Source organism: Variovorax raffinosi (assembly GCF_051216615.1).
GTDB lineage: Bacteria > Pseudomonadota > Gammaproteobacteria > Burkholderiales > Burkholderiaceae_C > Variovorax.
On record NZ_JBPJZR010000012.1, the window covers coordinates 137,227 to 160,040 of the forward strand.

The window sequence follows — 22,814 nt, forward strand, 5'->3', positions numbered from 1 at the left end:
GTTCCACCATGCCGATGAACAATCAATCCGTCGGGCGCGACGTATCGCTCGACTTCTACACGTCGAAGGGCATCCTGCCCATCGCGGCCGCCGCGATCACGAGCTTCGCTTCTCAGCCCGCGACGACCCAGACGGCAAGCAAAGGCCTGGACGGCATCACGCGCTACGGCGTGTTCCCGGATGGCTGGTCGGGCGTGCTCGACATCGACCGTCTGAACGGCAACCTGGACACCTATTGGGCCCAGATCGAAGCCGACTTTTACAACGGCGTGAACATCCTGCCGGGCACGATCACCGAGACGATTTCGGAGCCTGATGGCTCGATCTCGCAGTACCGCTACACCGGCGTGATGTTCGACTTCAAGGATGCCGGCACGAAGGTGGCGAACCAGCTGGTCAAGCAGAAACTGAACTTCATGGCCGCGCGCCGGATCAAGGTGGCCTGATGAGTGATCTCAAAGTCGCGATGTTGCCCGACACCCCGTCGGCTCAAGCCACCGCCGCCGCCCGCATGGAGGCCATCGTCAAGACCGACGACGGCCGCACCATTACGCTGAAGAAGGCAGGCATCCTGGCCCAATTCAAGATGGTCGAGATGCTGGGCGAAAAGGCATCGATGAACGGCGTGTTCATGAATATGGTGTTCCCGCTCATGTACGTGAGCGCGATCGACGGCGAGCCGGTCTCACGCATCAGCACGCGCAACGAACTCGATGCTCTCATCACGCGCCTCGACGAAGACGGCATCGCTGCGGTCGTCAAGGGCGTGGCCGACAATTTCGGCGCACCAGCGGACGCCGATGCAACCAAGGCCTCCGTAAAAAACTAGCCACGGCCGCACCGTTTCGCGAAGCGTGCTGGTTGATCCGGCATGGCGTGAACATGGATGTGGCCTTTGAGATGGATGACGTGATGCGCACTGCAATGTGCATCGTGTTTTCCGAGCAGGCCAGCGAGAGCAACATCTTCGACTGGGATCGTATGGACTGGGCCGCGAGGGACTGACTATGGAAATGCATAGCTTCGGCGCCCTCGCTGCGCATTTCTCGCGGCTCGCTGTAATCGGTGATGCGGTCACGCACCACATCGTCGAGCAGGCGGCCGAGGTCATCGAGAAAGACGCCAAGGCACGGATTGGCTCTTACCAAGACGGCATCGGGCCCTTTCCCGCATGGGCCAACTTGGCGCCGGCCACGATCGACGACCGGTTGCGCAAAGGCTTCACGCCCGATGATCCGCTCGAGCGCACGGGAGGCCTGCGGGGTTCGTACTCGCACCAAGCCACCGGCGATACGGCCGTGGTTGGCAGCCCCTCGGAAATCGCGCTCTACATGGAGCAAGGCACCTCAAAAATGCCGCCGCGGCCGGTCGTGGGGCCCGCTGCCATGAGTTCCCGTCATGCGGTCGGGAAGGTGGCGGCAACAACCTTGGTCGCCTGGGTGTGCGGCATCGGCTACAGGAAGCCGAAGATCAGTTTGACGGACCTATAGACGCCATCAGCGCGACGACAGTCCAGAACACCGCGAACCAGAACCAGCCCCACTGGCGCCACGTCATGGCCTTGTAGCGCCACAACAGCGTCGGCTTCGGGTGACGCTGTCGAAATGCCTGCTTGGAGGCCTCGCGCCTCAGGTCCGGGTACTGCACCCAACTGAATCGGTCCGCCAGCCACTCGTGCACACGAATTTTCATGCTCAGCCGCATGGGACACCTTTCAAGTTAGGGCGAATCGATGTTTGAAGCCTATTCCGTCGGGATCACGCTCAAGCTACACAACCTCGTGTCGCCTCAGCTCGCGTTGCTTGCACGCGAGTTTGAAAAGCTTGAAGCCCTGTCGGTAACACTGAAGTCTACGCTTCGGCGCGTCGGAGAGGAATCGGCCGGCCTGCGCGCGGTCGCCAAGGCCGGGAATGCGTCGGCAGCCGCCCTGGAGCGGGCAAGTCGCAGCGCTGCCGGCCTGCAGCACCATATGGCAGCCCTGCGCGCCACCTCGGCGACGATGCCTCATCTCGGGCCGGCGCTCGGCGGTGGTGGCGGTGCCGCCGGTGCTGCTGCAGCTGGGGCAGCGGCCGCTGGCGCGCGCGCACGTCAGCATGGCCTGCACGGCGGCAATGTCCACATGGGACCAGGCGGCATTGGCATCGGAAGCGTGGGTTTCGCCGCGGGCGGCGCCATCCTCCCATTGGCAATGACCGCCGCCATGCTTTACGGCGGCCATTCGATGTACGAAAGCGCAAAGGCTCTCGACACGGAAAAGGCCCGCTTTCGCATCCTTGGTATGAGCACGGACCTCAACAACGAGGCGATGAAGTTCGTCAAGGACATGCGCGTCTATGGGACGACGCGGACCGAGAACATGAAGCAGTTCCGGGAGGCGCAAGGCATCTTCCGGGAATCCGGCCTTGACGGTAGCGCGGCCCTGGCCGGCGCCAAGTTGGCGGCACCGGTGCTCGCGAAGATCGCCTTCGCGACCGAATCGCTTGATGAAGAGGCGAAGACGCGCATGCGCTCATCCAGCCTGGCGATGTTGCGCTGGGTGGAAATGAGTGGCGGCCTGAAGAGCCCGCAAAAGTTCAACGAACTGGCCGACCTTGGCTGGAAGCTCACGCAGACCTCAGGCGGCAACGTCAACTGGGAGTCTCTTCGCCAGTTCTCGGCCATCTCCGGCAATGCTGGCCGCTTCATTACGGCGGAGGGGTTGGCTGCACTCGAACCCATCATTGGCGAGCTGAAAGGCTCTGGCGCGGGTACGGGTTTGCGCACGGCGCTGAACCGCATCACGGGCATCGTGAAGATCCCCAACCAGGTTGCGCACTCCCTCGTGGAGAACGGCATCTGGGACGGATCGAAGGTCGAGTGGAACAAAGCCGGCGGCATCAAGAAGTTCAATGGGAATCCCTTTGGCGGCTACGACGAGTTCGTGAAGGACCCGGCCAGCTGGTACGCCAAGGTGATGATCCCGCTGTACGACAAACAGAAGCTGTCAGCGGAAGAGCGGGGACGATCGAATTCAATGCTTTTCGGCGGCACAGGCGGCCGACTGTTCACTCTGATCGAGCAGCAAATGCCGACCATTCGACATTCGGTCGAGGCAACTCACAAGGCGATGGGGATCGATAAATCGACTGAGGAAGCGAAAAAGACCCTGGCTGGTAAAGAACGCGAATTCATCGCCTCGTGGAACGACTTCAAGACGACGTTCAGTGAGGGCGCATTGCCCGCGTTCTCCAACCTGCTGACCAATGCGGCGGGCATGCTCCGCAGCATCGCTGGCTTCATGGAAAAGCCAGGCCTCAAGTCCTTCATGGATGCGTATCGAAACCCTGGTGACTTCTACAAGGGGCTCTTCGGGTTGGACAAGAAGGGCGACGACACCCCCGGCGCGCCATCTGGCGGCTTCGGCACGAACGGCGGTGGCGCGGCATTCGGGAATCCGAACATCCGCGGCGCGGGCCCGCAAATGGTTCAGGTCGACTCGACCCTCGTCCTCGACGGGAAGGCGATCGGCAAAGCTGTATCGACTTACCAGGCCAAAGAGATGAATCGCCCGAGCGTGGGCCCGCGCACAGCGGATGGGCGCCAGTCGCTGCGCGCATTCGACTTGGCCACTGGAGGCTGACCATGGACACCGTACTGCGACTTGGCGACGTTGCATTCGCCGGCCTTGAGGTGCCTGAGTTCCTGTCGCTCGGCGGCTCTCAGCGCCTGGCCATCAAGAACTTCCCGGGCGGCGCGCGCAACATTCAGTCGCTGGGCCCCGACCACGCGCCGATCCCGTGGAGCGGCATGTTCCTCGGCCCGGACGCGCTCGACCGCGCCAAGCACTTGGACTTCCTGCGCGTGCAGGGCGCGCCGCAACAGCTGACCGTCTTTGACAGCACTTACACGGTCGTGATCGAGCGCTTCGAGTTCAAGACCGAGCGCTTCTACAAGGTGCCTTACAGCATCGTCGTGCAGGTTGTGTCCGACGACAGCCAGCCAGTGGAATCGCTGACCGGCGAAGACTTCGACACCGGCATCGAAGACGACTGCGACACGCTGGGTGACATGGCCAACACCATCGGCGACAGCACCCTGACGTCGGCTGTGAGCGGCCTGAGCACCGCGGTGGGCGCCGTGCAGAGCTTCGCCAGCGCGACGGGTTCCGTGGTCTCTGGCGTGCTGGGTGCTGCCGCCTCAGTTTCGAGCCGCATCTCGACCCTGACCGCCAGCGTGCAATCCGCGTTGAACTCTGTGAGCGTCGTGGGGGGCGTGCTGCCCAACATCCCACTGCCAGCATCAATCGCCAGCATGGCGGCCCAAGTCACGGCCACGGCGCAGTACCCCGTACTGGTCAACATGAACAGCGTGGTCAATCGCCTGACGCGGAACATCACCGCAGCAAGTCAGCAGAGCTCCACGCGCCTGCTGCAAGTCGCTGGTGGCACGCTCTTTGATGTGGCGGCCAACGAATACGGCGACGCCACGCGTTGGATCGCCATTGCCCAGGCCTCCGGCTTGACGGACGCCGTGCTGACGGGCGTGAACACGCTCACCGTGCCGGCGCGCCCGCTCGACTCCGGCGGGGTGCCTGTTCAGTGACCGGCGACCCCGTATCGAGCGCCACGGCGCCGCGCGTCGCTGCGTTCGCCAACAACGAGCGACTGGAGGGAGTTATCGGCTTTGAGGTCGACGCGAACAGCTTCTACCAGGCCGACACATTCCGCCTCACGCTGTGCCTGAGCGCGCAGCCTGCGAACCGGGACTGGAACTGGTGGTCGATGCAAACAAGCATAGAGGTTGAGCTGCTGGCGGGCTACCCGGATGACGTCGTGAACTTCACGAAGACCGATCTGGTGTCCTTGGTGGTGGGCAACGTCGACGACATCGAGATCGACCCGATCCGCGATGAGATCGTCATGGGTGGTCGCGATCTGACGTCAGCCTTCATCGACAACAAGATCATCGACAAGTTCCAGAACCTGACCGCCTCACAGGTGGCGACGAAATTGGCGAAAGAGCACGGGCTCACGCCGGTGGTGACGGCGACACAGGGCACTGTGGGCAGCTACTACCAGATCGACCACGTTTCGATGCAGGACGACAAGCCCGAATGGGACGTCCTCACCTACCTGGCGCAGGTGACGGGCAACGTTGTTTATGTGAAGGGCCGCGAGCTGCACTTCGAGCCGAAAACCGATCCGGCGACCCAAAACCCCTATGTGCTGAAGTGGCAGCGCCCGACGGACTCCCAGTTCTCGCCGGTGTTCAACGCGATGACGCTCAGCGTCTCGCGCAACCTCACCATCGCCAAGGATGTGCGCGTCACGGTGCGCAGCTGGAACCAGAAGCAAAAGAAGGGCTTCACGGTGACGGCCGACCGCAAGAAGGTCAAGAACCAGACGACGAGCAAGGTGGCGCGCTCCACCGGGCCGCCCCAACAGTACAGCTTCTTCTTCCCGAACATGACTCCCGACGAGGCGCAGAAGAAGGCCAATCAGCTACTGAAGGACATCAGCGAGCACGAGGTGAATCTCAATGCTGAGATTCCCGGCGACCCTGCCGTCACGCCATCGGTCGTGATCCGCCTCCAGGGCACTGAGACCGCATTCGATCAGCTTTTCTATCCCGCATCGGTACTGCACACATACGACGAATCGCAGGGCTACCGCACCTCGATCCGCGCGAAGAACAGCAGCCCGGAAAGCACCGTCCAACCATGAAGGCTCTTCTCAATTCGATGGCGGTGGCCGCGCAGCGCGCCGGCGACGACGTGCAGAAGACGCGAATGGGCATCGTTGATGCCTACGACCCCAACACGTTCAGCGTGAAAGTAAAGCTGCAGCCCTCGGGTGTGCTGTCGGGCTGGATCCCAATCGCGAGCTGCTATGTTGGAAACGGCTGGGGTCTGTTCGCCGCGCCAACCGTCGGCGACTCGGTGCGCATCGATGCCCAGGAGGGCGACATTGACGCGGGCACGATGGGCGCGTCATTCTTCAACGACGTGGACCGGCCGCTGCCCGTGCCTTCGGGCGAGTTCTGGCTCCAGCACAAGACGGGCAGCTTTCTCAAGTTTCTCAACAACGGCGACGTCAGCGTGCACACAGCGCGTGACCTGATCGCGGACGTGGGCCGCAACGTGCAGGCCACCGTAGCAGGCGACGCCAACATTGCAGTGACTGGCACGATCACCAGCAGCGCGACGCAGTGGAATCACACGGGCCCGGTCTTCATCAACGGCACGCTGAACGTGAAATACCAGATCGTCGGCACCGGCGGCCTCGGCATCACGACGCCGTTTGGCAACGTGGGCGGCTACGCGGCGCAGATCACCGGCAATGTGAATGCACTGAATGGCGCACTCATCGGCAATGCGTGGGGCATCAACCTCACCGGCGCAGACGTTTCCGCAGACGGCATCACTCTCAAGCTCCACCGCACGACGGGCGTTCAAACCGGCGGCGGCATTTCTGGCGCCCCCACGATATGACCGACCTCTACCACTACATGGGCGACGACCTGAGCGTGTCGGCCACGGGCGACATCCAGCAGTGCGACGGCCTCACACAGACGAGTCAGCGCATATTGCGCCGCCTGCTTACCAACCCGGGCGACTACATCTTCCATCCTGAGTATGGAGCGGGCCTTGGAAAGAAGATCGGCACGGTGCTGGACATCCGCAGCATCACCGGCCTGATCCGTTCGCAGATCTTTCTGGAGGCCAACGTGGCGCGCGTCCCGGCGCCCGTCATCACGGTGACGCCGCTTCAGGGCGGCCTGTCCGCGCGCATCCAGTACTACGACGGCTCGACAGGCCTGCTCGCGACGCTCGCCTTCAACGTGAACCGCTGAACGGGAAACCATGGCACTCAACACCAAAGACTTCGCCACCATTGTCAGCGACCAGGTGACCGCGATTCAGGCAGCCTCGGCGCGCCTGATCGACACCACCATCGGCTCGATCATCCGTTCGGTCTCAGAGGCCAACGCCGCCGTCGTGCTGTGGCTGCAGAGCCTGCTGGTCGCACTGCTGGCCACCACGCGCGCCTCGACCTCGACAGGCACGGATCTCGACACATGGATGGGCGACTACAGCGTGACGCGCCTGCCGGCCGTGGCCGCCACGGGCAATGTCACGTTCTCGCGCTTCACATCCACCAACGCCGCCACGATCCCCGTAGGCGCCACGGTTCAGACGGGCGACGGCACCCAGGTCTTCCAAGTCATCGCCGACACGACCAACCCCGCGTACTCGGCCGGCGCCTACACGGTGGCGGCCGGCGTCGGCAGCCTGGCGGTGAAAGTGCAGGCGGTCACCGCGGGCGCTGGCAACAACGTCGTGATCGGTGCGATCAACACGTTGGCCACCGCGATCTCAGGTATCGATACCGTGACCAACCTGGCGGCATTCACGAACGGCGCGGATGCTGAGTCCGACTCTGCGCTTCGCACACGTTTCGTTGCCTATGTGGCCAGCCTCTCGAAGGCGACGGCGCAGGCGGTGGGTTATGCGATCACGAGTCTGCAGACTGGCCTGACCTACACGCTGACGGAGAACCTGACCTATCCAGGAGCCACGGACTATGGCTATTTCTACGTGGTGGTCGACGATGGCACGGGCGCGCCGGGCAGCACCTTGCTGACGAGTGTGGCGAATGCTATCAACGCAGTGCGCCCGGTGACGTCTCGCTTCGGCGTGTTTGCCCCTGTGGTTGTAAACGCCACCGTCGTGATGACCGCGACGATCGCGCCCGGGTATGACGCCGTTGCAACGAAGGTGATAGTCGACAACGCGGTGACGAACTTCATCAACGCCTTGGGCTTGGGCAACTCACTGCCCTATACGAAGATTCTTCAGGTGGCCTATGACGCTTCGCCGGGGGTCACGAACATTTCTTCGTTGACAGTGAATGCTGGCACAGCTGACCTCACGGCGACGGCCAAACAGACGATCAAAGCTCTAGCGGTGACGGTGCTCTGATGGCGACGGGCGATCAAAGCGACTTCCTGTCGCGCATCAAGGCGACGCTCCCCCGTGGTTGGTTCGCCGATGTCAACGCGATCCGCGACGGTTTGCTCTCAGGCCTCGCGCAGGCGTGGGCGAACATCTATTCGCTCTACCTGTATGCGCAGCTGCAGACGCGCATCAAGACCGCGACCGACGGCTGGCTCGACCTGATCGCTGGTGACTTCTTCGGCACGCGCATCGCGCGCAAAGCCAACCAGACGGATGCAAGTTTTCGCGCACTGATCATCGCGAACCTGTTTCGGGAGCGCGCCACACGCAAGGCGCTGATTCAGGTGCTGACCGACCTGACTGGTCGCGCACCGATCCTCATCGAGCCGCAACAGCCCGGCGACTGTGGCGGATATGGCATTCCGACGAGCGGCTACGGCGTGGCCGGCTACTACGGCTCGCGTCTGCTGCCGTCTCAAATGTTCCTGATCGCCTTTCGGCCGGCATCCTCGGGCATCCCCGGCATCGCAGGCTATGGCAACTCGCCGGCCGCCTACGGCACGCCGTCCCAGGGCGGCATGTACGCCAGCATGTCGATGATCGTCGGCCAGGTCACGGACGCCGACATCTACGCCGCCATTGACAGCGTGAAGCCCGTCGGCACCGTCATCTGGACCACGATCAAAAGCTGATCGACTCTTTTCCCCACCAAGCCCGCAGGCACGCGCCTCGCGGGCTTTTTTCATTGGAGCCCACATGGATCGCCAAATCATCTACCCCGGCCAAGTGCCGCTCGAAACCGATCTGCTGCTGACCAACAAGAACACCATGATTGCCGTCGCGAAAGTGTGCGCTGCAATCCTTGGCGTGTCGGCGGCCGTGAGCGGCTTCGCAACGACCCAGTCCGTGGTTCCGGCGCTGAGTGTGCTGGTGGCCGCAGGAGAGATCTACAGCCTGCAGAACATCGACGGCACTGCGTACAGCTCGCTGGCCGCAGATACGACCCACAGCATCGTGAAGCAAGGCATCTCGCTTGATCCAGTGACGCTGGCCATTACGCCTCCGGGCACGGCTGGCTTCTCCATCAACTATCTGATTCAGGTGGGCTATCAGGACAGCGACACGGGGACCGCCGTGCTGCCGTACTACAACGCCAGCAACCCGTCGATTGCCTACTCGGGTCCAGCGAACAGCGGCACCGCGCAACCCACGAAGCGCGCAGGCATTGTGTCAATCCAAGCGAAGGCCGGCACTGCTGCCACGACCGGCACGCAGACCACGCCGGCGCCAGATGCCGGATATACGGGCCTATTCGTTGTGACCGTGGCAAACGGCGCCTCAACCGTGGTGAACGGCAATATTTCGGCACTGGCGACCGCGCCCTTCATCAACAGCACGCTGCACGGCCTCACGCCGGCGTTCGGTGTGCCAGTCTCCGTTGGAACGCCCACGGCACTGGGTCATGCCGCGCAAATGTCTCAAGTCGCTGGCGTCGTTGGCACGTCGCGGAACCTGACGATGTCGGTATCGGCTGCATCGGCCACAGCAACGTTGACCGCCGACGAGATCATTGTTGAGACGGCACTTGGGGGACTGCGCTACTGTCTTCCGAGCTTCAGCAAGACGATCAACTTGGCAACGACTGGTGCGGGCGGCATGGACACTGGCGCCGCACCAGCATCTGGATTCGTCGCGATCTATGCAATCTTCAACCCGACCACGGGTGTCAGCGCGTTGCTCGGAAAGAATGCTTCGACGCTGCAAACGGAGGTGTATAGCGGGGCCAACATGCCGGCTGGCTACGGCGCATCGGCGCTGATCGGTGTCTGGCCCACCAATGCGTCGAGCCAACTGTTGCCGGGCGTACTGCAGGGCCGCAAGGTGACTTTCAACCCGGTGACCTTGCTGTCCACGACGACAGTTGTGGGCTCCCTGACATTGCTGTCGATTGCCACGTGGATTCCAGCCAACGCCAAGTTCGTGAGCGGTACGTCTTCTATCTCCTTCACGACGACGGCGGGCACCTCCCTCGCGTCCACGCTCGCATCGTCCGCGGGCGGCATCGGCGCACTCAATGTGCAGCTCGGTGGTGCGGGGACTACCATCAACCGCCTGGACGTGCCCTACACCGATCTGGCACTCATGACCGCGCAAACGATCTGGTACTCGTTCCAGATCGGCGGCGGCACGGGGCAGGGCTTCACTCTGCAAGCAAACAGCTACACATTCTGAAAGGCATCATCATGAAAATCGTCAAAATCGACATCATCGGCCTCGTGCTGGAGGTGCAGGACTGGCTGCCCGACGAAAGCAACATCTACCCACCGCTCCCCGACGGTTTCAGCACCATGTCAAGCAACGGCGAGAACGCCGAAGTGGGCGGCATCGTGCGAAACGGCACCTACTTCGCGGCCGGCGTGCTCGATGTGGCGCTGATCGCGCGCACTGAGCGCAATCGCCAGCTCACGGCGAACGACTGGACCCAGCTCCCCGATGTGCCCACTGGCGTCGCTGCAGTGTGGCTTGCGCATCGCCAGGCGTTGCGAGATCTACCCCAGAAGCCGAACTTCCCCGCGACCATCAGCTGGCCGGTCGCTCCGGCCTGAGTTGTCCACGTACCCAAAACAACCCGCTTCGGCGGGTTTTCTTTTGCCTGGAGCTTTCACGCGATGAACCCGGACTACACAGCTTTTGTTCTTTGGGCGCTCGGTATCGCTTGCGCGTGTCTGGGCTGGTTCGGCCGCCAGTTGTGGGGGGCCGTCCAAGAGCTGAAGAAAGACATGAGCGAATTGCGCGTGCTCATCGGCACCGACTACGTGCGCTACGACCGCCTGCAAGACGCCATGAAACCAATCATGGACTCGCTGCAGGAAATCAAGACGACCCTTGCGGGAAAGGCCGACAAATGAACAAGTTCACTGCATGGCTTGATGCTCACCTGATCCCTGAATGGCGCAAGGCTTGCACGCTTTTCAGCGTGCAGCTCGGCCTCATTGGCAGCGCACTCGCAGGCGTTTGGCTTGCACTTTCCGACGACCAACAGGCGGCCCTGCTGGCTTGGCTCCACATCAACCCCAAGTGGGTTGCCCCTGTTGGGTTCCTGCTCGCGATCTATCTGCGACTGAAGCGCCAGGGCAAGAAAGGTGGGGACGACCAATGACCGATCCTCAACGCACGCCACCGAGCAAGAAGACGCTGGCGGCCGCCGTTGGCGCTCCTGTCGCTGCCATTCTGCTGTCCGTGGTTCCTTCGCTCGAAGGCACCATCCTGCGGGGCTACAGGGACCCCATCGGTATCGTGACGGCCTGCACTGGCCACACGCTAACTGCGGTTCTGGGCAAGCCTTACACGCGCGAGGAATGCACCAAACTGCTCCAGGAGGATCTGCTGACCCACGCCGATGGCGTCCTTGCCTGCACTCCCTCACTGGCAGGTCAGACGGGGCCGCTGTCTGCAGCAGTCTCCTTCGCCTTCAACGTAGGTACGGGCGCCTACTGCCGCAGCACGATGGCGCGCAAGTTCAACGCTGGCGACGTGCAGGGCGGCTGCATGGAGCTGTACAGGTGGACGTATGCCGGCGGCAAGCAGCTTGCTGGCCTGGTGCGGCGCCGCGGAATCGAAGCCGATCTCTGCCTGGGCAAAGCGCCGTGAACTCCGACCTCGATGTTGATGAGCGGCGCGCCGTCGCGCAGCCCCGCGACTGGCCAGAAGACTTCGACAAGCCGACTACATGGAACGTGTGCGGCGACTGCAACCGCGTGTTCCTCGGAGAAACCAAGCGCATTCAATGCCGCGTGTGCGCCGAACGGAGAACCGTATGACCAAGATCTTCGACATCGTGCCCGGCTGGCTGTGGGCGGTTTTTCTGGCGGTGACCTTGGTCGCCGCGTTCGGCGAGCGCGAAGTTGGCCAGCACTACAAGGCCGACGCCATCGTACAGAAAGCCAACGTCACCGCGCTTTCCAGCGCCATCAAGACGCAAAAGGACGAAGCAGCGGCGACGCTGCGCACCCTCAACGCCAGCGTGCTGGCACAACAGAAAACCATTGACGCGGCACACGCCGCACAGGAGCAGAAAGATGCAGCGAACGTTCAAGTGGTCGCAGGTCTTCAGCAGGGCCTGCATGACGCTCTTACTTCTCGCGGCGGCCGGATGTGCAACCCAGCCGCTGCCGGACGTGGGAGCGGTAGTGGTGGCGCCGCAGGTCAAGCCACCTCCAGTGTCGAAGCTGGTGCAGCAGACAGACCCCAAGCCGGTGGGGTACTTTCAGCAGACGCTCAAGGACTTCTTGGACGGCTCATGAAAGAGGCTGACGACGTGAACAACGCATATGCAAGCTGCAAGGCCGATGCAAGCGTGGTGCGCGACGGGACCGACTACACGCTGCCAACCGGCGGGAAGCTGCCAGCGCAGTAGCTGGGCTGCCTTACTGTCGAATCATTACCCCCAGCCTTCGGGCTGGGGGTTTTCTGCGTTTGGCGACGGGTCAGCGTCCGAAGATGCCCCAGCGCTTGCGCTCCCGAGTGGCGCTGGTGGCGATTGATGTTCTTGCGCGCACGGGATAATCGGATTCAAGCCGTGCGGCGAGCTGGCGAAAAGCTTGTGCACCGTCGATGCCGCGGGCTTCCTCCCAACCTTTCACTCGATCGACGATGTCATAGAGGCCGCGCAGCACTGAGACGGCTGCGACGTAGCCAGTGCGGTCTTGGGTCTTCGACTGCGCGAAATGCTGGTCGATCTGACGATGGGCAAAGGCGATCAGATCCGAGTCGTCCTCGAACATGCGATGCCTGTCGTTCTGAGAGGTGTACTTGTTGGTCTTCTCAATCCAGGTCGCAGCGTCTTTGTGCGTGAGATGGTGGATGCAGATTCCATCTTCGGCGGAGGGGAAAGCGCAGTCCTCGACTCGGTAGTTCCACTCGTTGTGGACCGTGCTGCGGAAGCTGACGGCATCACGTCGGAACAGCCTGGGTTTCCTGTCCGGCCAGTAGTAGGCGTCCTCGTCGTGTGTGCCCAGGATGTAGTGCCGAAGCGGGAAGATGTAGACGCCAGCGCGCGGCGCCTCAAGTTCTTTCTGGATGTATTGACCCGCTTCGAGACTGAAGCACTCGTCATCATCCATGCAGACGATCCAATCATGGGCACAGGCGTCGACGGCAGACTGACGGGAGTCCTCGCCAAGGGGGCGCCAGGGCTCGACAATCACGCGGTCGGCGATCTTGGCGGCCAGCTCAGCTGTGCCATCAGTCGAAGACTTGTCGACCACGATCAATTCATCGACGAACCACAGCGACCTCAGTGTCGTCTCGATCACATCAGCCCGGTTATAGGTGATCACTACACCGCTGATCTTCTTGCGTTCGCTCATTTTCTACCCTCTTCTGGCCTCAATTCTGGCATGAGCGTCGCATGCAGCAGGGCGTTCTTCGCACCCAACAAGGTTCTAGAACAGTTCAGGCACGTCTGGGGCGGCAGGGGGCTCGGCTGGCGCTTGAGGTGGCTCGGCAGGCTTCGTCTTCTTGACGCGCGGCGGCAGCGGTGCAGGGTAGGTGTCAAGCTGGCCCATCCACTGCTTGAAGAACTTCGGGGCGTCGGCGACCTGGCATGTCAGCCACGGGTCGTACTGCTCCGAGTCGAGGATCACGACCATGCGCTTCTCGTCACCCGGCTTGTGGAAGCGCGACATGACGGGATGCCCGTCGGCGTTCACGGTCAGCATGGCGAAGCTGAACATGGTTTCGCCCTCGGGCGATGTCCAGTGCTCGTAGATGCCAGCAATGCCCATGGGCACCTCGCCCGGCTGCTGGATGCGCCAGCGCACCGCCTTCCCGGTCTCCCAGTTCGGTTCAAAGATGGCCTCGGCTGGGATGATGCAGCGCTTGCCTTGCTTCCAGGCGCTGCGGAAGCTGGGCAGCTTGGCGACGGTCTCGGTACGCGCATTGTAGGTCTTGCGCCCGTAGGCCAGCTCCTTGGCGAACCCGGGCAGCAGGCCGAACGCGCCATCGTCGACGCGGCGATTTCCCGACCCATCCTCGGCAAGTCGGATGAATGGCGCCATGCCCAGTGGCCATGTGACGACGGGCGGTTCTTCGCCTACGCGGGCAACACCGAAGAATGACAGCAGCCGATCGGCCCGGGTGACGGTCTCGTAGTTGCTGCACATGGGCGCAGGATAGGGGTAGGCGGGGCAGTTGGCTACTAGCTGCTGCGTTCGACCGGCACCACCAGCCAAACCTGCCGGTGCTCTGCAATTCCGTCTGCATGCGAGTCCAACTCAATGCCTGACAGAAGGAAGCCGGAGCCCTTGAAGGGAAGGATCACGGGGTCGGAGATTCGCCCAGCGGACCTCGCTTGCGGTAGGCCCCAGTTCTCGAACAGCATCGCCTCGACCAGGTTGCGGCCGGAATTGTTCTTGTCGCGGTCGGAGTCCCGAATCATGACGGTGACACGCATTGGCTGGGGGCGCTCCCCGAACTTCAGGCGCAGGCCTTGGCTCATCAACGGGGTGACCTCAGCGAAAAACATACTGTACAAATATAAGGGGTATCCTCTTAGCTCCAGCAGCCGCGAGAATACTGGATGGACGTACAGATATTAGCGCCGACAGCAAGGAAACGCTACGCTCAGAATTCCCGATGGCTCAAGCGGCCATGCGTAGTTCTCAGCAGCCCCTAGAACGAGGCAATTCAATGAAATTTGACTGGCACAGTGATTCCATCAACCGGGCCACTAAGATTGACGCGGCTTACAAGAACACCCAGAACGTTCGTCGGTTTCTAACGCAAGAGTGTGGTGAAGCGTTCAAGTTCGATCGATCATTCATGGCTTGGATCAAAAGCGGATCGCCCAAGAGCATGGGTGAGGTGGCAGACGAGTGGAGCAGGTTGCATGGCCCCTTATGAGTCGTTCGCCCTGATTACATCCACGTAGGTCACGGGGGCTGTGACCACCGCCTGCTGGAGCAGTCGGTAGAACAGCATGCCGCGTGAGCCTGAGGTTCGGCGGTTGAAGCGAAAGACGAACTCATCCAGGTAGGCGTCCAGGTGTTCGGGCTGCACCGAGCCGTGGTGTGTTCCCAGAATCCACCGCTTGACCAGGGCCGCCACACGGTGGACGCCGGCCATCGACACATGTGCCGGCACATCCGAGCCGAGCATCACTGTGCGCTGGTGGTCGTAGCCTAGATCCTTCAGCGGCTTGTAGGCGCCCGCACCATCGGTGCGCACCTGGGCGCCGGGCTCGATGCTCTCTTGGACGAACGGAATCAGGTACTGCGCCGAAGCCTTGGGAATGCGACGCAGCCGGATACGGCCGAACCCTTTGGGCTCCAGCAGTTCGACGGCCACGGCGACCAACAGCTTCGAGGTGCTGCGCTTGCGCCCGGTCTTGACGGGCGGGTCCTCGCGGTCGGTCAGCGCCATGTAGGTCTCATCAACCTCGATCACGCCCTTGAGCTGATCCCGGCCGGGGCGAACCATGGCGCGGCGGAACCGGTGCAGCATCGTCCAGGCGGTCTGGTAGCTGCCCAAGCCGAGCACGCGCTGCAGTCCCAAGGCGCTGACACCTTGCTTCTGATTGGTCAGATACCAGGCTGCGGCCAGCCACACACGCAGCGGCGTGCGGGTCTTGTCGAAGATCGTGCCGGCAGTCACTGTCGTCTGGTGCTGGCAGGCACGGCACATCAGGCGGGTGCGGCTGGCGCGGTATGCCTCGCCAATGCTTCCGCACTTCGGACAGACGAACCCATCGCCCCAACGCAGCCGCTCCAGATAGGCGAGGCAGTCGTCCTCGGTGGAAAACCAGTCGAGGAATTCGTTCCAGGTCTGGGGGTAGTCCTTGGCTGCCATCGGCGCTAATATCTGTATGTCCATCCAGTGGTTCTGCAGTTGCTGGAGCTAAGAGGATACCCCTTACAAATATACAGTATCCGGCTGGGCCTCGACCCTTCCCCCTTCAGGCGACACGCTTCAGCGGAAAGACGTTTCTTGGCGGAGGCGGCTCGCCTGTCTCGCAGGTCACCAGAAAGTCGGCCCAGATACCGAGAGCGTGCCGGCGCTCGGGGATTTCTTCGCGCACGTCGTAGATACCCTCCATGCCCTTCAGTTTGTGATTGAGGGCGATCTCGGAAATCTCACGCGACACGCCGAGGTTGCGCAGGTGCCCCTTGGCCGTGCTGCGCGTGTCATGAGGGGTGAACCTGCGGATGTCGATAGCGCCACGAACGAAGGCGCGATTGAACGCCGCCCAGAGCGTGGTGCGGCCGACAGGCACATCGCCCAACTTGATGACTCGATCTATCCGACGCGCGGGGAGCACCCACTGCGAATCGCCAGCCACCGAGATCAGCTCTCGGAACCACTCCACCACCACGGGCGGCAGCGGCACCGAAAAACCCGCACGGGTCTTCACGGAGTCGTCAGGCACCCACCAGGTGCCGGCGTCCAGGTCTACGTCCACCTTTTTCGCCTTCACCAGCTCGACGCCACGAACGCAGGTGACGAGCAGGATGCGGAACGCCAGCCCGTTTTCGCGGCCAATGAAGTCGATGCCAGACAGCAGGGCCTTGAGTTCGTCAGTGGCCAGCATGATGCGCTTGCGCACTGGTGGCCGCGGTCCCTTGAGCGATGTGAGCTTGATGCCCATGCAAGGGTTGGCAGCCACGATGGTTAGACCGCATGCATGGTCGAAAAGCTTCGACGCTGTCGTGAGTGCGCGCTTGGTCATCGTCCATGACCGCTTGCTGTCCTTGAGCACGGTGACGATGTCCATGCTGGTCACTTGATCGACGCGGCGCGCACCGAGCTTTGGCACGACGACTTGATCGATGTCCGCGTTGCGGTAGTAGATCGTGCCGGTCGCAAAGTCGCTCGGGAGCAGTACCTTTTCGCGGTAGTCATCCACCAGCTCAGAGACAGTCCACGCAGCGGCCGCTCGGGTCTTGCGCTCCTGCTTCTGAGTGGCCGGGTCAACGCCTTTGTCGATCGAGGCGCGAAGTGCTCGAGCGTCCTCACGCGCGGCGGCAAGGCTGATGTCGGGATAGTTCCCGATGGTCATTTCCTTACGGGCGCCACCGCCTTGACGGTAGCGAAGCACCCAGGATGCAGTCCCGCCCTTCGACAGGGTGAATGTCAGGCCGTCGCCATCAGATTTGGCGACAAGTGCGCCCTTGGCGATCCAGCGCTTGATCTGGAGGTCGGATAGCAGGTGACTGAGTTTGGCCATTGTCTGGAGAGGATGGGTAGCTAGGCGGTCTAGCTACCCACCTAGCTACCCAGCCAACGCGCGCCAGTGTGACACATCAGGATTCAGTGCGAACCGATTTCACCTGAAAAATCAACGACTTGCTGGTATCGCTGGCACGGCCTGACACATTGAGAATCACCAATAAAGATTCCAAGTTGCGATTTTCATAAGCAATTTATCTATCTGATATCCAGGGGCGGACCCCAAAAATCTTCGCTGTTCCGCATGGTTCGCGGGCCGGAGGCGGCGTGGCGCACACGGGTGATGCTACAGATTCGATTGGGCCGTATTTTGGGCGGACTCCGGTCCCACTTCGAGGGCATCCGGACAGACTGTTACTTGTGATCCGGTGGTCCGCGCCCTTCAACGAGCGGGAAGGCGCGCCCGCAGCGCCCGGATCGTCGTGCGCTGGTAGACCACCAGAAAGCACAGGACCAGCGTCAGGATCGGCCACAGCACGCAGAAGACGTAGACGTTGATCTCGTTGTAGGTGATGCCAAGAACCTTGGCCCAGTGGATCAGGAAATTGACGCACCAGTCAAAGACGTGGTCCACGAAGCTGTGTTTCGACATGCAGTTTTCTCCCGGTCGGATGCGAGCCAGACAAGCGCTGGAAAGTTTCGCATCGATCGCGGATCTTCCCCTCGCCGTTCGTCCGCCGCAGCGAATGCCGGGCCGGCGGCGACCGGGGTAAGTCCCTATCCCGCCCCGTCGAGCGAACGCGGACATTACCCGCGAGTAGAAAATTTACTGAAAAGTAGATTTTTGCTTGTGAGCCTCGAAGAACATCCAAATGGAGACAACAACATGAGACGTACTCACTGGCGGCGCGCAAGCCCGCTTTGCCTGTTGACCCTGATCGCCCTGACGGCATGCGGTGGGGGCGGCGGCGATGGCCCCGGCTTCCTGCCGGTCTTCGGTGGCAACCCGGTCAGCCCTCCCGCACAGGACAACTACAAGGCCGAGATCCGCCGCACCGCCTTCGGCGTGCCGCACATCAAGGCGGACAACTTCGAGGGCGTCGGCTATGGCTACGGCTATGCGCAGGCCCAGGACAGCCTCTGCACGCTGGCCGACTCGTTCCTTACCTACCGTGGAGAGAGGTCGCGCTATTTCGGCGCGGATGCACAGGGCGTCTACTCCGGCACGCTCGGACGGCCCCAGAACCTGGAGTCGGACTTCTTCCACAAGCATGTGATCACCGCCGACACGCTCGATGCGATGCGCGCGGCGCAGCCCGACACCCTGCACAAGCTGGTCGAGGGCTTTGCCGCGGGCTACAACCGCTACGTCCGGGAGATCAAGGCCGGCAGTCCGGAAAACGCGGCATGCGGCAAGGAAGCCTGGGTTGCGCCCATCACGCCCGACGACATCTACCGGCGGATGTACCACGCGGGCCTTGCGGGCGGCTACAGCAATTTCGTCTCCGGCATCGCCGCGGCGGTACCGCCGTCGCCGCAAGTCGCCAAGCTCGCATCGGGCAACGCCGGCGCGCTGAAGGCCGCGTCGTCCACTGCGCGGCGCGCGGTCTTGCCGCCGATACAGGTCGGCGGCCAGAAAGGCATCGGCAGCAACATGATCGGGTTCGGCACCACCGCGACCGGCGACGCGAGCCCCTTGCTGTTCGGCAACCCGCACTGGTACTGGCACGGGCCCGATCGGCTCTACCAGGCCCATCTCACTGTTCCGGGCCAGCTCAACGTCAGCGGCGCGAGCTTCCCGGGCGTGCCCGTGATGCTGCTGGGCTTCAACGACAACGTGGCGTGGAGCCACACGGTATCGACCGCCAAGCGCTACAGCCTCTACCAGCTGCAACTGGCCAAGGACGACGCGACCAGCTACGTGCGCGACGGCCAGAACGTGAAGATGCAGCCCACGGCCATCACGGTGACGGTCAAGCAGTCATCGGGCGGCCTGACGCAAGTCACGCGTACGCTGTACACGTCGGCATACGGTCCGCTCGTCGACCTGTCGGGCATCGACCCTTCGCTCGCGTGGAGCCGGTCCATCGCCTTCGCCGTGCGCGACATCAACAGCCAGAACTACCGCGTGTGGCGCAGTTGGCTGCGCTGGAATCAGGCCAGGTCACTCGACGAACTGGTTGCAGTCCAGCGCGAGGAGGCGGCCGTTCCATGGGTCAACACGGTCGCTGTCGGCAGAGGCAGCGCCAAGGCCTGGTATGCGGACATGGGCGCGATGCCCAACGTGTCCGACACGCAGATGGTCCAGTGCAGCACCGACGAAGGGCGCGCACTTGCGGCCTTGTTCGGCGGCGGGGCCGACGCGCCCATCGTGCTCGACGGTTCCCGCAGCGCCTGCGACTGGAAGAGCGATCCCGATTCGGCGCAACCCGGCGCCATCGGCCCGTCGCGCCTGCCCAGCCTGTGGCGCGACGACTATGTGGCCAACATGAACGACAGCTACTGGCTCGCGAACCCCAAGGCGCCACTCACGGGCTACCCGTCGATCATGGGACCGGCGGGCACCGCACCCGTCAGCTTCCGCACGCAGCTCGGCAACCGGCTTGCGCAGGACCGACTCGAAGGCACGGACGGCTATGCGGGCGACAAGGCCACGGTCGACACGGTCAAGCAGATGGTGCTCAACAGCCGCGCCTACAACGCCGAAGTCTTCAAGACCCAGATGCTGGACATCGTCTGTGCCGTGCCGACGATCTCGGTCATCGGAGATCCGCAGGGAGAAGGGGTCTTTCCCTCTGCGCGCGACGTCGACACCGCGCAGGCGTGCGACGTGCTCAGGCAATGGGGCAACACCGGCAACATCGGCGCGCGCGGTGCCCACATCTGGGACGAGTTCTGGAGCAGGGCATCGCAGCTCGATGCCGACGCCCTCTATGCGGTGCCATTCAGCGCCAGCGATCCGCTGCACACGCCGCGCGGCGTCAAGCCCTCGGCGGCCGCCGATCTGCAGCAGGCCTTTGGCGCGGCCGTCCTGCGCGTGAAGGCCAGCCCCTATCCGTTGGATGCGGCGCGCGGCGACTACCTGTTCACCGTGCGCGGCGGCGTGAAGATTCCGCTGTATGGCGGCTGCGTGGATGGCTACTTCACCCACATCTGCGCCAACAACCGGCTCGACAAGGGCGGCTACAACATGGACAGCGACGCCAATGCCAATGGCAACAGCTACCTCCAGATCGTCCGGTTTCCGCAAGGCGGGGTGGAGGCGCACACCCTGGTCTCGTACTCGGTCTCGGAAGACCCGGCCTCGCCGCACTTCGGGGACTACACGCAGGCCTACGGCAACAAGCAATGGCTGCGACTGCCGTTCTCCGAGGGGGAGATCACGGGAGATGCGGCGTACCGGAGCGTGACCGTGCGGGAGTAGCGAAGGGCGCGCACCGGAGCCCCACGGCCTGACTGACGCGAACCGGTTCAGTCGGGCGCAGCGGGCCCGCGCAGAGCGGCCAAACAGAACTGCACGACGATCTCGCTCAACTGGCTGGAGGTGGGGCGCTGCGTTGCCGATATCGGCAGCTTGCGGCCCTGCACGGCCAGTGTGGCCAGGCCATGCGTGGCCGCCCAGACGGCGAATGCCAGTTCTTCTTCGCTGAGCGTTCCGACCTGGGCGCCAGGAAGAATCAAGGCTATCGCGTTCCTCAGCAATTGGAAGGACGCACCGCTGGCCTGCATCAGGTCGGGGTACTGATCGCGGCGCACGATCTGCGGGCTGAACATCAGGTGAAAGCGCGCAGGGTGCGCCTGGGCGAACTCGACGTATCCCAGGATCACCGCGCGCAGCCGCGCCGGGCCATCGTTGGCGTCCACCGAGTCCAGGCGCGTCATGCGCAGCGACACCATGTCGCGAAAGGCCTGCGCCGCAATGGCTGCGAGCAGCCCGTTCCTGTCCTTGAAGTGATGAGCGGGTGCGCCCTGGGACACACCGGCGAGCCGGGCCGCCGCGCGCATGCTCATGCCGGCGATGCCTTCCGTGTCGAGCAGGTGGGTGCCCCATGCAATGAGCGACGCGTGCAGGTCGCCGTGATGCCACTGGCCTTCGGGTTTGGTGCTCCCCTCGGCTGGAGGGGGCTTGGGCGCAGCCCTCGACGGGCGTTTTGCTGCTGCCGGTTTGGTCATAGGTCGAGCGATGGATGTGTCCATGGACACCGGGTCACTTCAAATCGCTCATTTTGCCGTTCGGCAAACAGCTTGGGTCAGGCCTCCGCGCGCCAGTTGCCGTGGAAGCCTGCGGGCACGCGGTGCGACAGGTGGGCCAGCGCGACGGGGCCTGCCGCGAGGTCGGTGGCGTTGAAGACCGCCAGGTCGCTGCGGTTGTCCGCGCCGCGCCAGATGACCGACAGCAACCAGCCGTCGCCTTCCTCGGCATCGGCATGGCGTGGCACGAAGATGGGCTCGCCGCAATGGTCGCCCTCGGGCGGCTGCCAGCGCACGATGCCTCCGCTGGCCAGGTCGATGTGCGCCAGGCTGCCACGGGAGTGACGCCCCTTGATGGCTTCGGTGACGGCCGAGGCGCAGTAGTAGCCGTGCCTATAGGGGCGCATGGCGAAGCGCTCGTCGAGGCGGGGAAACTCGCCCGGCAGGTCGTCCAGCGGCTGCTCCTTGTAGGTTCTCGACGCACCGGCCAGGTCGAAGGTCCAGCGCACGAGGCGCGCGGTGGGCGGCCGCTCGGATGAGGGCCGTCCGTCGGGCAGCGGGAAGAGCGGCGCCACCTCGTACTTCATCATGTCGCAGACGATCTTTCCGTCTTCGGTGTCGAACCCGTTCATCGGATGGAACACATAGCTCGGGTCTCCCGTGAACCAGCGAACGTCCGCCGCCGTGCCGTCGCGCGGAACGATGCCGATGTGCGTGCCCTTGTCGGGCTCCCACGCATAGCCCGGGCGTCCGCTTTGCACGCGCTCCATCGATCCCGTCAGCGGGAAGATCGGAAACAGCACGTGCGTGCGCGTGACCACGAAGTCGTGAACCATGCTGGGGAAGGGCGCCACGATGTGCATCGAGCTTTGCAGCTTCCCGGCGCGGTCGACCACGTGCAGCATCAGGTCGGGCGTGAACGGTCCGCGCGCGGCATAGCCGAAGAAGACCATCTCGCCGGTGACCGGGTCCATCTTCGGGTGCGCCGTCATCGGGCCGGAGAGCTTGCCCGCGAAGTCGTGATAGCCGCGCGGCTCCAGCGACACCGGGTCCACCTCGAAGGGGGCGTGCACCTCTTCGAGTGCAAGCAGCCGCTCGCCGTGCCACACGACGTTGGTGTTGGCCACCGTGGAGTTCAACTCCAATATCCGGGGGTCGCTCAGGTGCCTGCTGCCCAGCGATCCGGTCATGCCCTCGCCGTGTTCGTTTTCCATGGCCCATTTCGGCGTGCGCACCCAGCGGTTGCGGTAGCTCACGCGTCCGTTGTCGATGTGGAACGCATGCAGCATGCCGTCGCCGGAGAACCAGTGGTAGCGCCCACGGGGAGCGAACTGCGGGTTGGGTCCGTTGCGGTAAAGCGTTCCGCGCAGGCCCGGCGGCATCTCGCCGGTGATCGGCAGATTCGGCGCATCGCTCTCCGCATGAAGCGGGGCGTAGTAGCCGGACAGGAAAGGATCGTCGGTGGGGAATGCCTGGGCCATGGGGGTGTCTCCGTTCTTCTGGGGTGGGAACTCGGTGGCGA

At 63.2% G+C, this 22,814-nt stretch carries 29 protein-coding genes; 20 read left to right on the forward strand and 9 right to left on the reverse strand.

Translation table 11 applies throughout. From position 1 onward, the window contains the following. Positions 1-8: 8 nt before the first annotated feature. From ACSFB7_RS29340 to ACSFB7_RS29355, 4 genes are read left to right on the forward strand one after another with little or no spacing between them, the layout of a single operon-like run. A complete protein-coding gene (locus ACSFB7_RS29340; protein ID WP_435475847.1) occupies positions 9-446 on the forward strand; it encodes a hypothetical protein in 438 nt (145 codons plus the stop codon). A gap of 20 nt (positions 447-466) precedes the next feature. Beyond that, positions 467-829, forward strand: a complete 363-nt coding sequence (locus ACSFB7_RS29345; RefSeq protein ID WP_435475848.1) for a hypothetical protein — start codon at positions 467-469, stop codon at positions 827-829. Positions 830-882: 53 nt separating this feature from the next. Next, on the forward strand, positions 883-1,005 hold the full coding sequence (locus ACSFB7_RS29350; RefSeq protein WP_435475849.1) for a hypothetical protein: 123 nt from the start codon (positions 883-885) through the stop codon (positions 1,003-1,005). A gap of 2 nt (positions 1,006-1,007) precedes the next feature. Beyond that, positions 1,008-1,490 (forward strand): HK97-gp10 family putative phage morphogenesis protein, encoded by a 483-nt coding sequence (locus ACSFB7_RS29355; protein WP_435475850.1) that lies wholly within the window; start codon positions 1,008-1,010, stop codon positions 1,488-1,490. Here ACSFB7_RS29355 and ACSFB7_RS29360 read toward each other — a convergent pair. Then, complete coding sequence (locus ACSFB7_RS29360) at positions 1,471-1,692, reverse strand: hypothetical protein (RefSeq protein WP_435475851.1); 222 nt, start codon at positions 1,690-1,692, stop codon at positions 1,471-1,473. The genes ACSFB7_RS29355 and ACSFB7_RS29360 overlap by 20 nt on opposite strands. Positions 1,693-1,732: 40 nt before the next feature. Here ACSFB7_RS29360 and ACSFB7_RS29365 point away from each other — a divergent pair, with 40 nt between their 5' ends. From ACSFB7_RS29365 to ACSFB7_RS29430, 14 genes are all read left to right on the forward strand, one after another. Next, the gene (locus tag ACSFB7_RS29365; protein WP_435475852.1) at positions 1,733-3,619 is read left to right on the forward strand and encodes a phage tail tape measure protein; all 1,887 of its coding nucleotides are present in this window, start codon (positions 1,733-1,735) and stop codon (positions 3,617-3,619) included. Positions 3,620-3,621: 2 nt separating this feature from the next. After that, the gene (locus tag ACSFB7_RS29370) at positions 3,622-4,581 is read left to right on the forward strand and encodes a hypothetical protein (RefSeq protein ID WP_435475853.1); all 960 of its coding nucleotides are present in this window, start codon (positions 3,622-3,624) and stop codon (positions 4,579-4,581) included. After that, complete coding sequence (locus tag ACSFB7_RS29375; protein ID WP_435475854.1) at positions 4,578-5,702, forward strand: phage late control D family protein; 1,125 nt, start codon at positions 4,578-4,580, stop codon at positions 5,700-5,702. The genes ACSFB7_RS29370 and ACSFB7_RS29375 overlap by 4 nt, the downstream gene beginning before the upstream one ends. Continuing rightward, positions 5,699-6,469 carry a phage baseplate assembly protein V gene (locus tag ACSFB7_RS29380; protein WP_435475855.1) on the forward strand — a complete coding sequence of 257 codons (771 nt, stop codon included), beginning with the start codon at positions 5,699-5,701 and terminating at the stop codon, positions 6,467-6,469. Before ACSFB7_RS29375 ends, ACSFB7_RS29380 begins: the two co-directional genes overlap by 4 nt. Next, positions 6,466-6,831 carry a phage tail protein gene (locus ACSFB7_RS29385; RefSeq protein ID WP_435475856.1) on the forward strand — a complete coding sequence of 122 codons (366 nt, stop codon included), beginning with the start codon at positions 6,466-6,468 and terminating at the stop codon, positions 6,829-6,831. The genes ACSFB7_RS29380 and ACSFB7_RS29385 overlap by 4 nt, the downstream gene beginning before the upstream one ends. Positions 6,832-6,841: 10 nt before the next feature. Beyond that, positions 6,842-7,960, forward strand: coding sequence for a baseplate J/gp47 family protein (locus tag ACSFB7_RS29390; RefSeq protein WP_435475857.1), 1,119 nt, complete (start codon positions 6,842-6,844; stop codon positions 7,958-7,960). Continuing rightward, positions 7,960-8,628, forward strand: coding sequence for a hypothetical protein (locus ACSFB7_RS29395; RefSeq protein ID WP_435475858.1), 669 nt, complete (start codon positions 7,960-7,962; stop codon positions 8,626-8,628). The genes ACSFB7_RS29390 and ACSFB7_RS29395 overlap by 1 nt, the downstream gene beginning before the upstream one ends. Positions 8,629-8,692: 64 nt before the next feature. Next, positions 8,693-10,168, forward strand: a complete 1,476-nt coding sequence (locus ACSFB7_RS29400; RefSeq protein WP_435475859.1) for a hypothetical protein — start codon at positions 8,693-8,695, stop codon at positions 10,166-10,168. An 11-nt stretch (positions 10,169-10,179) separates the two neighbouring features. After that, the gene (locus ACSFB7_RS29405) at positions 10,180-10,542 is read left to right on the forward strand and encodes a tail fiber assembly protein (protein ID WP_435475860.1); all 363 of its coding nucleotides are present in this window, start codon (positions 10,180-10,182) and stop codon (positions 10,540-10,542) included. 63 nt (positions 10,543-10,605) lie between these two features. Further along, positions 10,606-10,845 carry a hypothetical protein gene (locus ACSFB7_RS29410; RefSeq protein WP_435475861.1) on the forward strand — a complete coding sequence of 80 codons (240 nt, stop codon included), beginning with the start codon at positions 10,606-10,608 and terminating at the stop codon, positions 10,843-10,845. Further along, the gene (locus ACSFB7_RS29415; protein WP_435475862.1) at positions 10,842-11,096 is read left to right on the forward strand and encodes a DUF7940 domain-containing protein; all 255 of its coding nucleotides are present in this window, start codon (positions 10,842-10,844) and stop codon (positions 11,094-11,096) included. Before ACSFB7_RS29410 ends, ACSFB7_RS29415 begins: the two co-directional genes overlap by 4 nt. Beyond that, entirely contained in the window at positions 11,093-11,587 is a 495-nt protein-coding gene (locus ACSFB7_RS29420) for a lysozyme (protein ID WP_435475863.1), read from the forward strand. The genes ACSFB7_RS29415 and ACSFB7_RS29420 overlap by 4 nt, the downstream gene beginning before the upstream one ends. After that, complete coding sequence (locus ACSFB7_RS29425; RefSeq protein WP_435475864.1) at positions 11,584-11,757, forward strand: hypothetical protein; 174 nt, start codon at positions 11,584-11,586, stop codon at positions 11,755-11,757. The genes ACSFB7_RS29420 and ACSFB7_RS29425 overlap by 4 nt, the downstream gene beginning before the upstream one ends. Beyond that, entirely contained in the window at positions 11,754-12,353 is a 600-nt protein-coding gene (locus tag ACSFB7_RS29430; RefSeq protein ID WP_435475865.1) for a hypothetical protein, read from the forward strand. Before ACSFB7_RS29425 ends, ACSFB7_RS29430 begins: the two co-directional genes overlap by 4 nt. Before the next feature lie 70 nt (positions 12,354-12,423). Here the strand turns inward: ACSFB7_RS29430 and ACSFB7_RS29435 are convergent, their stop codons facing one another. The 3 genes from ACSFB7_RS29435 to ACSFB7_RS29445 all read right to left on the reverse strand — a co-directional run bounded on the left by ACSFB7_RS29435 (position 12,424) and on the right by ACSFB7_RS29445 (position 14,435). Next, positions 12,424-13,305: a glycosyltransferase gene (locus tag ACSFB7_RS29435; RefSeq protein WP_435475866.1), complete on the reverse strand. Its 882-nt coding sequence runs from the start codon at positions 13,303-13,305 to the stop codon at positions 12,424-12,426. 75 nt (positions 13,306-13,380) lie between these two features. Next, positions 13,381-14,100: an SOS response-associated peptidase gene (locus ACSFB7_RS29440; RefSeq protein ID WP_435475867.1), complete on the reverse strand. Its 720-nt coding sequence runs from the start codon at positions 14,098-14,100 to the stop codon at positions 13,381-13,383. A gap of 35 nt (positions 14,101-14,135) precedes the next feature. Beyond that, positions 14,136-14,435: a hypothetical protein gene (locus ACSFB7_RS29445; protein WP_435475868.1), complete on the reverse strand. Its 300-nt coding sequence runs from the start codon at positions 14,433-14,435 to the stop codon at positions 14,136-14,138. Positions 14,436-14,626: 191 nt separating this feature from the next. Between ACSFB7_RS29445 and ACSFB7_RS29450 the strand changes: the two genes are divergently transcribed. After that, positions 14,627-14,839 (forward strand): DUF6434 domain-containing protein, encoded by a 213-nt coding sequence (locus ACSFB7_RS29450; RefSeq protein WP_435475869.1) that lies wholly within the window; start codon positions 14,627-14,629, stop codon positions 14,837-14,839. Here ACSFB7_RS29450 and ACSFB7_RS29455 read toward each other — a convergent pair. The 3 genes from ACSFB7_RS29455 to ACSFB7_RS29465 all read right to left on the reverse strand — a co-directional run bounded on the left by ACSFB7_RS29455 (position 14,834) and on the right by ACSFB7_RS29465 (position 17,753). After that, the gene (locus ACSFB7_RS29455; protein ID WP_435475870.1) at positions 14,834-15,808 is read right to left on the reverse strand and encodes an IS1595 family transposase; all 975 of its coding nucleotides are present in this window, start codon (positions 15,806-15,808) and stop codon (positions 14,834-14,836) included. The genes ACSFB7_RS29450 and ACSFB7_RS29455 overlap by 6 nt on opposite strands. An 82-nt stretch (positions 15,809-15,890) precedes the next feature. Further along, positions 15,891-17,159, reverse strand: coding sequence for a tyrosine-type recombinase/integrase (locus tag ACSFB7_RS29460; RefSeq protein WP_435475871.1), 1,269 nt, complete (start codon positions 17,157-17,159; stop codon positions 15,891-15,893). A gap of 384 nt (positions 17,160-17,543) precedes the next feature. Then, positions 17,544-17,753 (reverse strand): hypothetical protein, encoded by a 210-nt coding sequence (locus ACSFB7_RS29465; protein WP_435475872.1) that lies wholly within the window; start codon positions 17,751-17,753, stop codon positions 17,544-17,546. A gap of 234 nt (positions 17,754-17,987) precedes the next feature. On the opposite strand from ACSFB7_RS29465, the gene ACSFB7_RS29470 reads away from it, so the two are divergent. Further along, positions 17,988-20,525 carry a penicillin acylase family protein gene (locus ACSFB7_RS29470; RefSeq protein WP_435475873.1) on the forward strand — a complete coding sequence of 846 codons (2,538 nt, stop codon included), beginning with the start codon at positions 17,988-17,990 and terminating at the stop codon, positions 20,523-20,525. A gap of 47 nt (positions 20,526-20,572) precedes the next feature. On the opposite strand, the gene ACSFB7_RS29475 is transcribed toward ACSFB7_RS29470, so the two are convergent. Together ACSFB7_RS29475 and ACSFB7_RS29480 are read right to left on the reverse strand one after the other, a co-directional pair. After that, positions 20,573-21,274: a TetR/AcrR family transcriptional regulator gene (locus ACSFB7_RS29475; protein ID WP_435475874.1), complete on the reverse strand. Its 702-nt coding sequence runs from the start codon at positions 21,272-21,274 to the stop codon at positions 20,573-20,575. A 77-nt stretch (positions 21,275-21,351) separates the two neighbouring features. Continuing rightward, positions 21,352-22,773: a carotenoid oxygenase family protein gene (locus ACSFB7_RS29480; protein WP_435475875.1), complete on the reverse strand. Its 1,422-nt coding sequence runs from the start codon at positions 22,771-22,773 to the stop codon at positions 21,352-21,354. Between the last annotated feature and the right edge of the window lie 41 nt (positions 22,774-22,814).

Bases quoted from the DNA above. Each gene is read 5' to 3' on its own strand.
- ACSFB7_RS29460 (WP_435475871.1), bottom strand. From the start codon at position 17,159: ATGGCCAAACTCAGTCACCTGCTATCCGACCTCCAGATCAAGCGCTGG.
- ACSFB7_RS29345 (WP_435475848.1), top strand. From the start codon at position 467: ATGTTGCCCGACACCCCGTCGGCTCAAGCCACCGCCGCCGCCCGCATG.
- ACSFB7_RS29445 (WP_435475868.1), bottom strand. From the start codon at position 14,435: ATGAGCCAAGGCCTGCGCCTGAAGTTCGGGGAGCGCCCCCAGCCAATG.
- ACSFB7_RS29365 (WP_435475852.1), top strand. From the start codon at position 1,733: ATGTTTGAAGCCTATTCCGTCGGGATCACGCTCAAGCTACACAACCTC.
- ACSFB7_RS29430 (WP_435475865.1), top strand. From the start codon at position 11,754: ATGACCAAGATCTTCGACATCGTGCCCGGCTGGCTGTGGGCGGTTTTT.
- ACSFB7_RS29350 (WP_435475849.1), top strand. From the start codon at position 883: ATGGATGTGGCCTTTGAGATGGATGACGTGATGCGCACTGCAATGTGC.
- ACSFB7_RS29360 (WP_435475851.1), bottom strand. From the start codon at position 1,692: ATGAAAATTCGTGTGCACGAGTGGCTGGCGGACCGATTCAGTTGGGTG.
- ACSFB7_RS29400 (WP_435475859.1), top strand. From the start codon at position 8,693: ATGGATCGCCAAATCATCTACCCCGGCCAAGTGCCGCTCGAAACCGAT.
- ACSFB7_RS29465 (WP_435475872.1), bottom strand. From the start codon at position 17,753: ATGTCGAAACACAGCTTCGTGGACCACGTCTTTGACTGGTGCGTCAAT.
- ACSFB7_RS29410 (WP_435475861.1), top strand. From the start codon at position 10,606: ATGAACCCGGACTACACAGCTTTTGTTCTTTGGGCGCTCGGTATCGCT.
- ACSFB7_RS29450 (WP_435475869.1), top strand. From the start codon at position 14,627: ATGAAATTTGACTGGCACAGTGATTCCATCAACCGGGCCACTAAGATT.
- ACSFB7_RS29480 (WP_435475875.1), bottom strand. From the start codon at position 22,773: ATGGCCCAGGCATTCCCCACCGACGATCCTTTCCTGTCCGGCTACTAC.
- ACSFB7_RS29470 (WP_435475873.1), top strand. From the start codon at position 17,988: ATGAGACGTACTCACTGGCGGCGCGCAAGCCCGCTTTGCCTGTTGACC.
- ACSFB7_RS29455 (WP_435475870.1), bottom strand. From the start codon at position 15,808: ATGGACATACAGATATTAGCGCCGATGGCAGCCAAGGACTACCCCCAG.
- ACSFB7_RS29370 (WP_435475853.1), top strand. From the start codon at position 3,622: ATGGACACCGTACTGCGACTTGGCGACGTTGCATTCGCCGGCCTTGAG.
- ACSFB7_RS29340 (WP_435475847.1), top strand. From the start codon at position 9: ATGCCGATGAACAATCAATCCGTCGGGCGCGACGTATCGCTCGACTTC.
- ACSFB7_RS29405 (WP_435475860.1), top strand. From the start codon at position 10,180: ATGAAAATCGTCAAAATCGACATCATCGGCCTCGTGCTGGAGGTGCAG.
- ACSFB7_RS29415 (WP_435475862.1), top strand. From the start codon at position 10,842: ATGAACAAGTTCACTGCATGGCTTGATGCTCACCTGATCCCTGAATGG.
- ACSFB7_RS29390 (WP_435475857.1), top strand. From the start codon at position 6,842: ATGGCACTCAACACCAAAGACTTCGCCACCATTGTCAGCGACCAGGTG.
- ACSFB7_RS29420 (WP_435475863.1), top strand. From the start codon at position 11,093: ATGACCGATCCTCAACGCACGCCACCGAGCAAGAAGACGCTGGCGGCC.
- ACSFB7_RS29475 (WP_435475874.1), bottom strand. From the start codon at position 21,274: ATGACCAAACCGGCAGCAGCAAAACGCCCGTCGAGGGCTGCGCCCAAG.
- ACSFB7_RS29395 (WP_435475858.1), top strand. From the start codon at position 7,960: ATGGCGACGGGCGATCAAAGCGACTTCCTGTCGCGCATCAAGGCGACG.
- ACSFB7_RS29440 (WP_435475867.1), bottom strand. From the start codon at position 14,100: ATGTGCAGCAACTACGAGACCGTCACCCGGGCCGATCGGCTGCTGTCA.
- ACSFB7_RS29355 (WP_435475850.1), top strand. From the start codon at position 1,008: ATGGAAATGCATAGCTTCGGCGCCCTCGCTGCGCATTTCTCGCGGCTC.
- ACSFB7_RS29380 (WP_435475855.1), top strand. From the start codon at position 5,699: ATGAAGGCTCTTCTCAATTCGATGGCGGTGGCCGCGCAGCGCGCCGGC.
- ACSFB7_RS29435 (WP_435475866.1), bottom strand. From the start codon at position 13,305: ATGAGCGAACGCAAGAAGATCAGCGGTGTAGTGATCACCTATAACCGG.
- ACSFB7_RS29385 (WP_435475856.1), top strand. From the start codon at position 6,466: ATGACCGACCTCTACCACTACATGGGCGACGACCTGAGCGTGTCGGCC.